At 31.3% G+C, this 14204-nt stretch carries 14 protein-coding genes; 12 read left to right on the plus strand and 2 right to left on the minus strand.

Annotated elements, in window-relative coordinates; translation table 11 throughout:
- Nucleotides 1-60: 60 nt before the first annotated feature.
- Together ACSHW5_RS11715 and serA are read left to right on the plus strand one after the other, a co-directional pair.
- On the plus strand, nt 61-882 hold the full coding sequence (locus ACSHW5_RS11715; RefSeq protein WP_435676322.1) for a hypothetical protein: 822 nt from the start codon (nt 61-63) through the stop codon (nt 880-882).
- A 142-nt stretch (nt 883-1024) separates the two neighbouring features.
- Nucleotides 1025-2917: a phosphoglycerate dehydrogenase gene (gene serA / locus ACSHW5_RS11720; RefSeq protein WP_435676323.1), complete on the plus strand. Its 1893-nt coding sequence runs from the start codon at nt 1025-1027 to the stop codon at nt 2915-2917.
- 231 nt (nt 2918-3148) lie between these two features.
- Here the strand turns inward: serA and ACSHW5_RS11725 are convergent, their stop codons facing one another.
- Nucleotides 3149-4336: an NlpC/P60 family protein gene (locus ACSHW5_RS11725; RefSeq protein ID WP_435676324.1), complete on the minus strand. Its 1188-nt coding sequence runs from the start codon at nt 4334-4336 to the stop codon at nt 3149-3151.
- A gap of 153 nt (nt 4337-4489) precedes the next feature.
- Between ACSHW5_RS11725 and kynU the strand changes: the two genes are divergently transcribed.
- The 10 genes from kynU to ACSHW5_RS11775 all read left to right on the plus strand — a co-directional run bounded on the left by kynU (nt 4490) and on the right by ACSHW5_RS11775 (nt 13740).
- Nucleotides 4490-5755, plus strand: coding sequence for a kynureninase (kynU, locus tag ACSHW5_RS11730; RefSeq protein ID WP_435676325.1), 1266 nt, complete (start codon nt 4490-4492; stop codon nt 5753-5755).
- Nucleotides 5752-6582: a class D beta-lactamase gene (gene blaOXA, locus ACSHW5_RS11735; protein ID WP_435676326.1), complete on the plus strand. Its 831-nt coding sequence runs from the start codon at nt 5752-5754 to the stop codon at nt 6580-6582. The genes kynU and blaOXA overlap by 4 nt, the downstream gene beginning before the upstream one ends.
- The gene (locus ACSHW5_RS11740) at nt 6575-7984 is read left to right on the plus strand and encodes an FAD-dependent oxidoreductase (RefSeq protein WP_435676327.1); all 1410 of its coding nucleotides are present in this window, start codon (nt 6575-6577) and stop codon (nt 7982-7984) included. The genes blaOXA and ACSHW5_RS11740 overlap by 8 nt, the downstream gene beginning before the upstream one ends.
- Before the next feature lie 237 nt (nt 7985-8221).
- Nucleotides 8222-8743 (plus strand): DUF1697 domain-containing protein, encoded by a 522-nt coding sequence (locus ACSHW5_RS11745; protein WP_435676328.1) that lies wholly within the window; start codon nt 8222-8224, stop codon nt 8741-8743.
- Nucleotide 8744: 1 nt separating this feature from the next.
- Nucleotides 8745-9149 (plus strand): RidA family protein, encoded by a 405-nt coding sequence (locus ACSHW5_RS11750; RefSeq protein ID WP_435676329.1) that lies wholly within the window; start codon nt 8745-8747, stop codon nt 9147-9149.
- 89 nt (nt 9150-9238) lie between these two features.
- Nucleotides 9239-10681, plus strand: a complete 1443-nt coding sequence (locus tag ACSHW5_RS11755) for an aldehyde dehydrogenase (RefSeq protein WP_435676330.1) — start codon at nt 9239-9241, stop codon at nt 10679-10681.
- Entirely contained in the window at nt 10674-10898 is a 225-nt protein-coding gene (locus tag ACSHW5_RS11760; protein WP_435676331.1) for a DUF6500 family protein, read from the plus strand. The genes ACSHW5_RS11755 and ACSHW5_RS11760 overlap by 8 nt, the downstream gene beginning before the upstream one ends.
- Before the next feature lie 118 nt (nt 10899-11016).
- The gene (locus ACSHW5_RS11765) at nt 11017-11793 is read left to right on the plus strand and encodes an SDR family oxidoreductase (protein ID WP_435676332.1); all 777 of its coding nucleotides are present in this window, start codon (nt 11017-11019) and stop codon (nt 11791-11793) included.
- 244 nt (nt 11794-12037) lie between these two features.
- Entirely contained in the window at nt 12038-12571 is a 534-nt protein-coding gene (locus tag ACSHW5_RS11770) for a 3-hydroxyanthranilate 3,4-dioxygenase (protein ID WP_435676333.1), read from the plus strand.
- Nucleotides 12572-12654: 83 nt separating this feature from the next.
- A complete protein-coding gene (locus tag ACSHW5_RS11775; protein WP_435676334.1) occupies nt 12655-13740 on the plus strand; it encodes an amidohydrolase family protein in 1086 nt (361 codons plus the stop codon).
- Nucleotides 13741-13835: 95 nt separating this feature from the next.
- On the opposite strand, the gene ACSHW5_RS11780 is transcribed toward ACSHW5_RS11775, so the two are convergent.
- Entirely contained in the window at nt 13836-14090 is a 255-nt protein-coding gene (locus ACSHW5_RS11780) for a hypothetical protein (RefSeq protein ID WP_435676335.1), read from the minus strand.
- Between the last annotated feature and the right edge of the window lie 114 nt (nt 14091-14204).

The following is a 14204-nucleotide window of genomic DNA, read 5'->3' on the forward strand; positions in this document are numbered from 1 at the left end:
AAATGGGTTAATTATCAACCAAAAAAAGATTGTTATGAACAGAAAACCTATTTTTGCAAAATGAAATTTTTAAAATTAGCATTCAACTTTTATATAAATGCGAGTATTCATGTTGCATTTTCTGTATATGCATTTCTAAGAATTACAGAAATTTATTTTGATCTTCCGTACAACGAGAACTTACATTATTTTATGTTTTTTGGAAGCATTACTGGCTATAACTTTGTAAAATATGCAGGCTTTGCAAAATTGCATCACAAAAGTTTAACAAAAGGTATAAAAATTATTCAGATTTTTTCATTGTTTTGCTTTTTCGTTTTGTGCTATTTTGCATATCAAATGCCTATAAAAACCTTGTGTTTTACAATCCCTTTTTGTCTGTTAACGGTATTGTATGCAGTGCCATTCTTAAGTGGTTTTGAAAAAAACTTAAGAGAAGTAAGTTACTTAAAAATTATGGTGGTAGCCTTGGTTTGGGCAGGGTTTACCGTGTTAATTCCTGTGGTTGATGCTGATAAAGAGATTACCTTAAATGTGCTATTGTTACTGCTTCAAAGATTTTTAATTGTAGTAGTTTTAATACTGCCTTTTGATATTAGAGATGTAAAATATGATGCTATTTCTTTGCAAACTATTCCAAGGAAAATAGGAGTAGAAAAAACAAAGAAGTTGGGGGTAATGTTGCTTGTTTTTTCATTGGTTTTAGAGTATTTAGTTGCAACGCCAACTATGGTAAAAACACCCTTTATGCTTTTCTTTTTTATGTTGATTATTTTCCTAATGAGAGCCAAAACAGACCAATATAAATACTATAGTTCTTTTTGGGTAGAAGCTTTACCAATGGTTTGGTGGTTACTTCTTTTAGGATTCTATAATTTTTAGTAGTTATTAGTTCTTTTTTTATAAAGTTTTTTAAAAAAGTGCTAATAATAAAACAGATATCATAAAATTTAAAATCTACTACTTATTTCCCTACTATATTTGTAAATTTACAGACTTAAAATTCAACCAAGATTCTTAAGTAATGATTACCACAAAAAGAAATTATATTTTCGATTTTGACAGCACATTAACTCGTGTAGAAGCATTAGATGTTTTAGCTGAAATCACTTTAGAAAACAATCCTAATAAAGCAGCAATTATTCAAGAAATAATTGACATCACCAATTTAGGAATAGACGGCGAAATATCCTTCACAGAATCTTTAGAAAGAAGAATTAAATTATTAAATGCCAATAAATCAGATTTATCTGGTTTGGTGGCGGCTTTAAAAAAGCAAGTATCAAAATCTATAGAAAGCAACAAAGAATTTTTTGAAAATTTTGCCGATGATATTTATGTGATTTCCTGCGGATTTAAAGAATTTATAGATCCTATTGTAAAAGAATACAATATCCCTTCAGAAAGAGTATTTGCAAATACTTTTGAGTTTGATAAAGATGGTAAAATTGTTAGTTTTGATGCTAAAAATCCACTTTCTCAACACAATGGTAAAATACAGTGTTTAAGAGACATGAAACTAGAAGGAGAAATACAAGTTATTGGCGATGGATATAGCGATTATGTAACTCGTGAAGCAGGTGTAGCAGATAAGTTTTTTGCCTATACAGAAAATGTTTCAAGACTTAAAACAACAGAAAACGCAGATCATATTGCCCCAAATTTAGATGAATTTTTATACGTAAACAAGTTGCCAAGAAATATCTCATACCCAAAGAATAGAATTAAAATATTATTATTAGAAAACGTACATTCAGATGCTTTTAAAAAGTTATCGTCAGATGGTTTTTCTGTAGAATCTGTTTCTAAAAGTTTGTCAGAAGACGAATTGATAGAGAAAATAAAAGACGTACATGTTTTAGGAATTCGTTCTAAAACAAACGTTACTCAAAAAGTAGTAGATGCTGCAGATAAATTAATGGTGGTAAGTGCATTTTGTATTGGTACCAAACAAATAGATTTAGAGGCATGTAAAGAAAAAGGAATTGTTGTTTTTAACGCTCCTTATAGTAATACACGTTCTGTAGTTGAGTTGGCTATTGGAGAAATTATTATGCTAATGCGAAGTGTTTTTCAAAGAAGTACAGAAATACACAATGGTTATTGGAATAAAACAGCAGATGGTTCTAGAGAAGTTCGTGGTAAAAAACTAGGTATTGTAGGTTATGGAAATATTGGTAAACAACTATCAATATTAGCAGAAGCTTTAGGTATGGATGTTTATTATTATGATGTAGAAGATAAATTAGCTTTAGGTAATGCTACTAAAGTTGCAACATTAGAAGAATTATTAACTATTTCTGATGCAGTTAGTTTACACGTTGATGACAATGCAGCAAACAAAAATTTCTTTGGAGAAAAAGAAATCTCACAAATGAAAGATGGAGCTGTTTTAGTCAATTTAGCACGTGGTTTTGTGGTTGATATTCCTGCTTTAGTTTCTGCCCTAAAAAGCAAAAAAATATCAGGAGCTGCTGTAGATGTTTATCCTTCTGAACCAAGAAAAAACGGAGAGTTTGAAACTGAATTACAAGGTTTAGACAATGTAATTTTAACACCACATGTTGGTGGTAGTACAGAAGAAGCACAAAGAGATATTGCAGATTTTGTACCCAGTAAAATTATGGCGTACATCAATTCTGGAAATACAGTAGATGCTGTAAACTTCCCAAATATTCGTTTACCAAGACAAACAAATGCGCATCGTTTTTTACATATTCATAAAAATGTACCCGGAGTTATGGCAAAAATCAATAAGATTTTAGCCAAATATGATTTAAATATTACAGGTCAGTATTTATCTACAGACCCAAAAGTAGGGTATGTAATTACAGATTTAGACAAAGAATATAACAAAGAAGTATTAGACAAATTAAGAAAAGTAGAAGGAACAATTAAATTTAGAGTTCTGTATTAATCTTCTTTTTAAAATAGAAAAACACCCTTTAGATTTATCATTTAAAGGGTGTTTTTTTTTGAAGCTATTTCCTGCTTTCACTACTCGATTTTTTTAGTTTGTTCTCCATACAAATTTGCTCATTCTTCGCAAATTCACTCGAACATAAACTAAAAAAGAGCTCAGACAAACCGTTCAATCAGGGCTAAGAATTTTTGAAAGATTTTGTTATTCATGCTTTGCAATTATGATTTACAGTTTCATTTTCTTTTTTAAATCAATAATCATTTTATCATCAACATTTAAATACCGTTTACTACCCAAATATCTCTGTTTATTAAAAGCATCATACGTTAGTTGTGTTTCATCCATAGAGCTCAGGTGAATGTTTCCAGAAGAATGAATAAATTCCATCTTTTGGTTTCCTAACCAAATACCTACGTGTGTAACGCGTTGTTTTTTATCTTTAGTAGCTTTTGTTCCAAAGAATAATAAATCACCTTTTTCTAAACCTTCAAATTTTAAATCTTTATCAACAGTTTTTCCTGCATTTATTTGTTGTGATGCATCTCTAGGTATAATAAAACCATTCATTAAATATACCATTTTTGTAAAGCCACTACAATCCATTCCTTTACTAGAAGTTCCGCCCCATAAATAGGGAGTTCCCATCATTTTTTTAGATGTAATTTCAATATTTTCTCTGTTTATTTCTAAGTTTTGTAACCAAGAACTAAACAGTAAACCTTCTTCTTTTTTTATATAGCCTTTTCTTTTGTCTGGATATTCTACTTCGTAAAAATTACCGTCTTGCGCTATGTATTTTAAAAGTCCACCTAAAGTAATGTCAGAAACAATTTGAGAATCTGTAGATTTATCAGAATATACATATCCAAAGTTTTTTGTAAATATTATTTTCTTTCTTTGTGTCCATTTATCATAATTTTCTTTATCCATTCTTGTAATTCCACCTTTGTCTACCCAAGAAATATAATTATCAGGAGTTTGCACTCTGTAGAAATCGCCTTTTTTATCTAGTACTTTTAATGGCATTCCTAACAAACCTTGTGTGCCCAATTCTGCAGAATGTTTTGGTTGAGAACGAATGTTTATAACTGAATTTCTGGCAATGGCATATTGTAGGTTTCCAACTGCGGAGTCTGGTAAAATACGCACGTTATTGGTATATTTTATCTTTTTGTTTTCTAAACTATCTAATAGCATAGTGAATGCCTTTTTAGAGGTAGTTTCTCCTTCTAAAATGAATTGATTATTAGTGAATTCAAAGTTAATGTCAAACAATTCTACACGTTTATCTGGTGCAAGTTCCATCTTAATTTTTGAATGAAGGCCTTGCAGTTCTGCAATACTATTTGTGTTCTTTTTACAAGAGATAAAAAATATTAACAAAGAGAAAGCAAAGAATTTTAGAAACTTCATAAGAAATGTTTTTTGCTAAAATACAAAACTATAGCTTTTATAATATGTGAAGTGGTGTTAAAAAAGGTTGGAAACTTTATCTTAAATTTACATTTAAAAATTGAAATCTAATAAGGATTGTTTTATATTTGGAAACACTCATTTTTTTAGTTGATGAAATATCAAAATAATTTAGCATTTGCACAACAGCAAGATACAGAAGACACACTTTCTTATTTGCGAAATCAATTTCACATTCCAAAAGATAAAAACGGCAATAACTGGTTGTATTTTACAGGAAATTCTTTGGGATTACAACCAAAATCTACCAAAGAATATATCAATCAAGAATTAGAAGATTGGGCAAATTTAGGGGTAGAAGGTCATTTTGAAGCTAAAAATCCATGGTTAAATTACCATGAATTACTAACCCATAAAATGGCAACAATTGTTGGCGCAAAACCAATAGAAGTTGTGGTTATGAATACGCTAACTACCAACTTGCATTTGTTAATGGTTTCTTTTTACAGACCAACAAAATCAAAATATAAAATTGTAATAGAAAGTGATGCTTTTCCTTCGGATAGATATGCGGTACAATCTCAATTAAAATTTCATGGTTTTGATGAAGAAACAGATTTAATTGAATGGAAACCAAGAGCGGGAGAAGAATTATTAAACATTGAAGATTTAGAAACAATACTAGAATTTGAAGGAGATGAAATAGCCATGTTGTTAATTGGTGGTGTAAATTATTATACGGGCCAGTTTTTAGATTTAAAAAGAATCGCAAAAATAGGACACTCAAAAGATTGTATTGTAGGAATTGATTTGGCGCATGGCGCAGGAAACATACAACCAAACTTGCATAAATCTGGAGTAGATTTTGCGGCTTGGTGTACCTATAAATATTTAAACGCAGGACCAGGAAGTTTAGCTGGATTATTTGTGCATGAAAAACATGCAAATAATAAAAAATTACCACGTTTTGCCGGCTGGTGGAATCACAACAAAGAAACCCGTTTTAATATGCGCATGCCCTTTGATGTAATGCAAGGAGCAGAAGGTTGGCAATTATCCAATCCGCCAATATTATCTATGGCAGCCATAAAAGCGGCTTTAGATTTATTTGATGAAGTGGGTATGGATGCGTTGCGTAAAAAATCAGAAAAACTAACAGGTTATTTCGAGTTTTTAATCAATGAAATAGGTTCAGATAATATTAAAATTATCACGCCTTCAAATCCCAAAGAACGCGGTTGTCAATTAAGTATTCAGGTAAAAAATGCAGACAAAGGGTTGCATAAAAAATTAACCGAAAACAATATTATTACAGATTGGCGAGAACCAGATGTTATTCGTTGTGCGCCAACCCCAATGTATAATTCTTTTGAAGATGTGTATAGAATGGTTTCAATATTAAAAGAATTGTTATCATGAAAATCTGGTTTTATATGCTCTCTTTTTTATTCGTTTCGGTTGCTTGTGCTCAGAAACAAAATCTTAAAGAAAATAATGCTGCGTATGTTGTAAGTAAAAAAATAGAAAGCTTATTAGAAACGTACAATGTAAACGGTGCTATATTAATTTTTGATAGTAAAAAAAACACCTATTATTCAAATGATTTTACCAAAGGGAAAGAAACATATTTACCAGCTTCTACTTATAAAATAATCAATACTATTATTGGTTTAGAAACAGGAATTATAAAAAACGAACAAACAGTTTTTAAATGGAATGGAGAAAAAAGAGCAATGAAAGTTTGGGAAAAAGACTTGATTCTTAAAGATGCTTTTCAGAAATCTTGTGTTCCTTGTTATCAAGAAGTGGCAAGAAAAATAGGCGTAGAAAGTACACAGGTTTATCTTCAAAAATTGCAATTCGGAACAATGAATGTTGCCTCAGAAACTATAGATAATTTTTGGTTGGTTGGAGATTCTAAAATTTCTCCTTTTGAGCAAATTAATTTTTTAAATAGGTTTTATGAAAATAGGTTGCCAATTACAAAAACTACAACCAAAATTGTAAAGAATATTATGAAATTAGACGTTAAAGAAAATTTTACGTTAAGCGGAAAAACAGGATTGGCAATTTCTGATACAGAAAAAATGGGTTGGTTTGTTGGTTTTGTAGAGGTTGATAAAAAAGTTGTTTATTTTGCTACAAAAATTAGTCCCAAAGAAGGTGTGTCTTTACAAGAATTTATTCCGATTAGAAAAAAAATAACTATTTTATCATTGAAAGAATTAGGTATATTACATGAATAAATCAGACAAAATATTAATTATTGGAGCAGGTTTATGTGGTTCTCTTTTAGCTTTACGTTTGGCACAAAGAGGTTTTAAAGTTGAATTGTACGAAAGCAGACCAGATTTAAGAACTACAGATATTTCCGCAGGACGTTCTATCAACTTAGCGCTGTCAGACAGAGGCTTTAAAGCATTGCGTTTGTGTGGCGTAGAAGAGAAGGCAAGAGAAATTTGTTTGCCAATGTACGGACGATTAATGCATGACACAGGAGGAAACACCTTTGCATCTAATTATTCCGGAAGAGAAAATGAATACATCAATTCTATTTCGCGTGGCGATTTAAACGGATTGTTATTAACCGAAGCAGAAAAACATAAAAATGTAAACATTCATTTTAATAAAAAGTGTAAAAATGTAGATTTAGATAAGAATACAGCACATTTTAAAGATTACAAAACCAAAGAAGAGTTTAGTGTAAAATCAGACGTTATTATCGGAACAGATGGCGCAGGTTCTTCTCTTAGAAAAAGCTATTATTTAGAACGTAAATTCTTGTTTTCTTATGCTCAAAATTATCTAAATCACGGCTATAAAGAATTAGAAATTCCTGCCGATAAAAACGGAAAACACCAAATTAGTAATCAGCATTTACATATTTGGCCTCGTGGCGATTTTATGTTAATTGCCTTGCCAAATTTAGATGGTAGTTTTACCGTTACACTTTTTTTAAGCTATACTGAAGGTGAATTTAATTTCGAAAATTTAACTTCCGAAGAAAAAATAACCCAATTTTTTGAGCAAGAATTTCCAGATGCTCTAGAGATCATTCCAAATATAAAGGAAGAGTTTATGAACAACCCAACAGGTGCTTTAAGAACCGTAAAATGTTCACCTTGGAGTTATCAAAATAAAACCGTTTTATTGGGAGATGCAGCACACGCAATTGTACCTTTTTACGGACAAGGAATGAACGCTTCTTTTGAAGATGTTACTGTTTTTGATGAAATATTAGATCAAGGTTTAAGTGACTGGAAGTCCGTTTTTAAAACCTATCAAAAAGCAAGAAAACAAGACACAGACGCCATTGCAGATTTAGCTATTGATAATTTTTATGAAATGCGAGATCATGTGGCAAACCCTATTTTTAAAGAGAAAAGAAAAATAGAAATGGATTTAGAAAAAACATTTCCAACCCAATATTTTTCTAAATATTCTTTAGTTACCTTTAATGAAGATATTGGTTATAATGCCGCAATGAAAATAGGAAGAGCACAAGATAAAGCATTGTTAAACTTAATTGCAGGAGATGAAGTACACACGCATTTAAATATGACAAAAGAAGAATTAAAAGTGATTTTAGAGAAGGTGAAAAAAGAAACAAATACCATTTTAGAAGAAGATAAAATTGCAGGATTGTAAGCACAATGCAATTCTTAATTTATTTCAGAATCATATAATTTGTAGCTGTTTCCTTTTTTGGAGTTTATCTTGAGCAAAATATAAAGGTTCTCTCTTTTTATTTTGTCATTGCGAAGTTTACAGTTTTGTAAACTGTGGCAATCTCATTGTAAGAAATAGATTACTTCGTTTCTTGTAAAGACATATTATCTGTAAAAGAAATTAGGTAAGAAACCATTAGAAATTTTAAAAGCAATAATGAACAGGTTTATCGTTTTATTACGTGGAATTAATGTCTCAGGAAAAAATAAAATCCCGATGGCAGATTTACGTCAATTATTACATGATTTAGAGTTTAAAAATGTGCAAACCTATATTCAGAGTGGTAATATTATTTTAGATTCTGAAGAAATAAAATCAACCGTTTGTCAGAAAATTAAAGAAGGAATTCAAAACAAATTTGGATTTGAAATTCCTGTAATTGCAAGAACAATTCCTGAATGGAAAAAAGTAATTCAGAACTATCCATTTTCACTAGAAAATGAAAAAATAGTTGCTTTTACTTTTTTAGAGCACAATACAGAAATTAAAAAAATTGAAGTAAAAGGAATTTTGGAAGATGAATACCTAATTGATACTAATATGGTTTATCTTTATTGTCCTTCAGGTTTTGCAAGAACAAAACTTTCTAACAATCTGTTTGAAAGAAAGTTAAATGTAACAGCAACTACAAGAAACCTAAGAACAACATTAAAGTTATTAGAATTAGCAACTAAATAATATGTCAGAAAAAAAAGTAACACCAAGAGGCGCTTATCCACATGTAAAAGTTGTGGGCAATTTTATTTTTGTTTCCGGAACAAGTTCTAGACGAGCAGATAATACTATTGCCGGAGTTGATATTATTGATGAAATGGGGACTAAATTTTTAAATATAGAAACGCAAACAAGAGCCGTTTTAGAAAATATAGATAAGAACTTACGCACCGTAGGCGCAAGTATAAAAGATGTGGTAGATGTTACTACATTTTTAGTAAATATGAATGACTTTGCAGGATACAACAAAGCCTACGCAGAATTTTTTGACAAAGAAACCGGCCCCACAAGAACCACAGTTGCGGTGCATCAATTACCGCATCCAGATTTAGTGGTAGAGATTAAGGTAACGGCATATAAAAAGAAATAATTGAATAGTAAGAATCTAGATAAGAGAGTCAAGAATAAAGATAGGAGTTGTCTTTTTTCTCGCGCTATTTTCTTTAATCTTTTAATGAAATGAAAATCCAGAACTACATCAACGGAAAATTCGAAAACCCAATAAATGGAGAATTTATTGATAATTACAATCCATCAAACGGAGAAGTTTACGGACAAATTGCAAATTCAACTTCTGAAGATGTAGAAAAAGCATACGAAGCGGCAGCAAAAGCTTTTCCAAGTTGGAGCAATACAACCTTAGAGGAACGCAGTAAAATCTTATCTAAAATTGCCAATTTAATTGTAGAAAAATTAGATATTTTAGCAGAAGCAGAATCTAAAGACAATGGCAAACCAATCAGTTTGGCAAAACAAATTGATATTCCTAGAGCTGCAGAAAATTTTCAGTTTTATGCAAATGCAATTACTCAGTTTTCTTCAGAAGCACATGAAAGTATTGGACTAAATGCAATCAATTTTACTTTGCGGCAACCAATAGGAGTTGTTGGGTGTATTTCGCCTTGGAACTTGCCGTTGTATTTATTTACCTGGAAAATTGCACCAGCAATTGCAGCAGGTAATTGTGTAGTTGCAAAACCTAGTGAAGTAACTCCAATGACAGCTTATCTTTTGAGTGAGATACTAAATGAGGCTGGCCTCCCAAAAGGCGTTTTAAATATTGTGCATGGTTTAGGTACAAGCACAGGACAAGCCATTGTAGAACATCCAAATATAAAAGCAATTTCATTTACTGGTGGCACAAAAACGGGAGCACATATTGCCAGAATTGCAGCACCAATGTTTAAGAAATTGTCTTTAGAATTAGGAGGTAAAAATCCGAATATTATTTTTTCAGATTGTGATTATGACAAAATGTTGGCAACTACAATTCGTACTTCCTTTGCAAATCAAGGTCAGATTTGCTTATGTGGAAGTAGAATTTTTGTGGAAGCACAAATTTATGAGCGCTTTAAAAGAGATTTTATAAAAGAAGTAAAAAAATTAAAAGTAGGTCATCCTTCTAAAAGGAAAACAGCCATTGGTGCTTTGGTTTCAAAAGAGCATTTAGAAAAAATAGAATCTTTTGTGGCCATTGCAGAAAATGAAGGTGCAAGAATTTTATGTGGAGGTTTAGAAGTAACAGTTCCTGGTTTTGAAAACGGTTATTATTTTCAACCCACGGTAATTGAAGTGACAGATAATTCCTGTCGTGTTAATCAAGAAGAAATTTTTGGCCCCATTGTTTCCATCATGCCGTTTAAAACGGATGCTGAAGCGTTGCAATTGGCAAATGATACTAAATATGGTTTATCGGCCACTTTATGGACAAATAATTTAAATAGAACCATGCAGTTTTCTAAGCAATTACAAACAGGAATTGTTTGGGTAAATACTTGGATGTTGCGAGATTTAAGAACACCATTTGGAGGCAAAAAAGCCAGTGGAATTGGTAGAGAAGGAGGTTTTGAAGCCTTGCGTTTTTTTACAGAACCAAAAAATATATGTATACACTATGAATAAAGAAATAAAAGAAAAAATAATTCAAGTTTGTGATGATAAGATTGCTAAAAAAGGAACAAATGTGGGATTGTCTTTTTACGCATTTTTTAAAAATAAAAATGATAATCCGGTGTTGTTAATGGAAGTTGCAAAATGGTGGATTGAAACACATCAATTAGATCATTTTGAGAAAGCGCTTAAGATTAAAGCAATGATTGAAAATAAAAGCCCATCTTAATCTTCCCAAAGGGAAGAAACTGTTGAGGTTGAAAAGTTAAAAAAATGTTTTATATTAAAATTAAATTACTAACATGTATTAAATTCCCTTCCCTTTGGGAAGGGCTAGGGATGGACTTATGAATTTAGAACTTATAAACAAAAACGCCTTAGTTTGTGGAAGCACACAAGGAATAGGAAAAGCAACTGCAATTTTATTAGCAGAAGAAGGAGCAAACGTAACTTTAATTGCTAGAAATGAAGAAAAGTTAAAAGAAGTATTGGCAGCATTGCCAAATAATAAACAGTGTCATAGTTATTTGGTAGCAGATTTTTCTAAGCCAGAAGCGTTAAAATTGGTAGTAGAAAGTTCAGCGTTAAAATTTCATATTTTGGTAAATAATACAGGAGGTCCTAAAAGTGGTGCTTTAATTTCTGCAACTTCATCAGATTTATTAAACGCATTTCAAATGCATGTTATTTGCAATCAGATTTTAGTACAGGCTGTTGTGCCGTTTATGAAATCAGAAAAATTTGGTAGAATTATTAATGTGATTTCTACTTCTGTAAAAGAGCCAATTCCGGGTTTAGGTGTTTCTAATACCATTAGAAATGCTGTTGGAAATTGGGCAAAAACGTTGTCTACAGAATTGGCAGAGTTTAAAATTACAGTGAATAATGTGTTGCCAGGTTTTACCAATACAGCACGTTTAGATCAAATTATTAAGGTAAAAGCAAAAATTGAAAATACAACTGAAGCCGCTATGGAAAATATAATGAAAGGTTATGTGCCGGCAAAACGTTTTGCAAAACCAGAAGAAACAGCAGCGGCTGTGGTTTTTTTAGCGAGTGAACAAGCTAGTTATATTAATGGAATTAACCTGCCGGTTGATGGTGGTAGAACAAAAAGTTTGTAAATTTAACTAACCTTGCGTTAGGGATTGAAACGGCATCCTTTTTTCTGTCAGTTCGAGTGAATTTTGAAGAATGAAAAATTTGTATCGAGAACAGAAGAAAAAAGATATAGTGTAAAGCCCGACCTTTAGGTAACGCCAAAATATTGATAAGAATTAAGAATCAAGATTTTTAGAACTAAGACACTTTAGACTAACTTTATAAAGTCTTGATTCTTGTTTCTAAACGTCTAAATATCTAAAGAATATGAGCAATTTAGTACAGCCTTTAAATTTTAAAAAGTGGATTGATGAACATCGTCATTTATTAAAACCGCCAGTTGGTAACAAATGTGTTTGGGACAATGGCGAGTATATTGTGATGGTTGTGGGTGGACCAAATAATAGAAAAGATTATCATTATAATGAAACTCCAGAGTTTTTCTATCAAGTAGAAGGAGATATGATTTTGAAGATTATTGATGATAAAGGAGAAATGATTGATGTAGAAATTAATGAGGGTGATATTTATTTGTTACCAGCAAAAGTGCCACATTCTCCTCAAAGAAAAGAAAATACGGTTGGTTTGGTGATAGAATATCCGCGCTCTAAAGGGATGTTAGATGCCTTAGAATGGTATTGTGAAAACTGTGGAAATCCTTTATATAGAGAAGAATTTGCACTGGGGAATATTGAAACAGATATGCCTGTTATTTTTGATACCTATTATTCTGATACAAAGAAATGTACCTGTGATAATTGCGGAACTGTAATGCAAGCGCCTAAAAAAGTTGGCAGTTAATAAGTTGCAGTTTGTAGTATACAATAATCTCTAAATAAATTAAAAGATTGCCGCGGCAAAAAAAGCTTCGCAATAACAACAAAATGGAAAAAAGAAAACTACGCATTAACGGACATTCACATTTATTACCTTATCCAGAAGAAATTCCTGATTTTATGAAGGAAAAGGAAATTTTTTGGGTAGATGATGAACGTAAACACATGTTGCAAAAAGGTTGGAAACGGCCAGTAACAGATTCTAGTTTTTTCTTGGATGAGAAATTACTTTGGATGGAAAAAAATAAGTTAGATCATGCTGTTGTTTTAAATCTTTCGCAATTATACGGTAATGGTTTGCGTTTGGAAGAAATGAAAAAAGCATTGCGTTTTCAGAACGATTTTAATGCAAAAGTTCAACGAGAACATCCTTCTAAATTTACATGTGGTTTTGTGGTGCATCCAGGTTTTATTTATGGTGCTTTAGATGAAATTAAGCGCTGTGTAGAAGAGTTGGGTTTAAAAGTATTGTGTTTGCCAACACATTTTATGGATTCTATAGGGCAATGGCGTTGTGTGTTTGATGAAGAAAATGATCGAATTTTTGAGTTGGCAGACAAATATAAATTAGCCATAGAAATTCATCCGTATGATGGAGATAAAATGATAAAGTTAGAAAATATTAATTGGCGTTTTCATCTTATTTGGATGTTGGCACAATGTGGAGATGCTTATCATTTTTATACGTTAAACGGAATGCAAGAGCGTTTTAAAAATATTAGAACTTGTTTTGCACACGGTGGTCAATTGGCGCAAATGAACTTAGGAAGAAGAATACAAGGTTTTGATGGAAGACCAGATTTGTTTGAAGGGAAAACGCATCCTAGAAAAGCAGTGGGACATAAAAATATCTTTTTTGATACTTTAGTACATGATACAGATTCTTTAAAGTTAATGTTTAAAAGGCAAGGTACAAATCAGGTTTTAATGGGTTTAGATGATCCGTATCCTTTAGGTGAAATGGAAAGTGATGCGCAGTCTTCTTATCCTGGAAAAATTTTAGATTTGGCAATACGTGAGAATATTATTACCGAAACAGAAAAAGGACAAATTTGGGAAGATAACGTGTTGCAATGGTTGTTTGGTGATGATGAAGTTGCTAAGCAAGAATTGATTCATAAAATTGTAGGATAATATTTGTCATTTCGACGATAGGAGAAATCTCACGAGTTTTAGTTTATGAGATTTCTCCTTATTTTTAGTTTGAAATGACAATTAGTTCCCGAAAACTATTTTTTACATTGTTGTAAAACTTCTTGCGCTCTTTTTAGCATAAATTTTGGGTAGAATTCAGTTTGTATTTTCTCCGTTTTACTTAATTCAATAGCGCTTTCAATTTCTGCACAATAAGGTGCTGTAGATTTACCAAAGAATTTTGCAGAACCCATATTCCATTCTGCTTGTGCTAAAATTACTCTTGGGTTTTTGGGTGCAATTGCCAATGCTTTTGCGTATAATTGATTGTTTTGTCCAGATAATGTCATGCCATATTTTTGTCCGTCAAAAGCAATATAACCTAAGTTTAACGTGAGTTCGATGTAAGAAATTTTAATTAAACCTATAAAAAAAGCAGAATATTTAGTATATTAAAGTACTGA

The organism is Polaribacter sp., assembly GCF_051251875.1.
GTDB lineage: Bacteria > Bacteroidota > Bacteroidia > Flavobacteriales > Flavobacteriaceae > Polaribacter.

Coding starts and splice junctions, on each gene's coding strand:
- ACSHW5_RS11715 (WP_435676322.1), top strand. CDS start 61: ATGAAATTTTTAAAATTAGCATTCAACTTTTATATAAATGCGAGTATT.
- serA (WP_435676323.1), top strand. CDS start 1,025: ATGATTACCACAAAAAGAAATTATATTTTCGATTTTGACAGCACATTA.
- ACSHW5_RS11725 (WP_435676324.1), bottom strand. CDS start 4,336: ATGAAGTTTCTAAAATTCTTTGCTTTCTCTTTGTTAATATTTTTTATC.
- kynU (WP_435676325.1), top strand. CDS start 4,490: ATGAAATATCAAAATAATTTAGCATTTGCACAACAGCAAGATACAGAA.
- blaOXA (WP_435676326.1), top strand. CDS start 5,752: ATGAAAATCTGGTTTTATATGCTCTCTTTTTTATTCGTTTCGGTTGCT.
- ACSHW5_RS11740 (WP_435676327.1), top strand. CDS start 6,575: ATGAATAAATCAGACAAAATATTAATTATTGGAGCAGGTTTATGTGGT.
- ACSHW5_RS11745 (WP_435676328.1), top strand. CDS start 8,222: ATGAACAGGTTTATCGTTTTATTACGTGGAATTAATGTCTCAGGAAAA.
- ACSHW5_RS11750 (WP_435676329.1), top strand. CDS start 8,745: ATGTCAGAAAAAAAAGTAACACCAAGAGGCGCTTATCCACATGTAAAA.
- ACSHW5_RS11755 (WP_435676330.1), top strand. CDS start 9,239: ATGAAAATCCAGAACTACATCAACGGAAAATTCGAAAACCCAATAAAT.
- ACSHW5_RS11760 (WP_435676331.1), top strand. CDS start 10,674: ATGAATAAAGAAATAAAAGAAAAAATAATTCAAGTTTGTGATGATAAG.
- ACSHW5_RS11765 (WP_435676332.1), top strand. CDS start 11,017: ATGAATTTAGAACTTATAAACAAAAACGCCTTAGTTTGTGGAAGCACA.
- ACSHW5_RS11770 (WP_435676333.1), top strand. CDS start 12,038: ATGAGCAATTTAGTACAGCCTTTAAATTTTAAAAAGTGGATTGATGAA.
- ACSHW5_RS11775 (WP_435676334.1), top strand. CDS start 12,655: ATGGAAAAAAGAAAACTACGCATTAACGGACATTCACATTTATTACCT.
- ACSHW5_RS11780 (WP_435676335.1), bottom strand. CDS start 14,090: ATGACATTATCTGGACAAAACAATCAATTATACGCAAAAGCATTGGCA.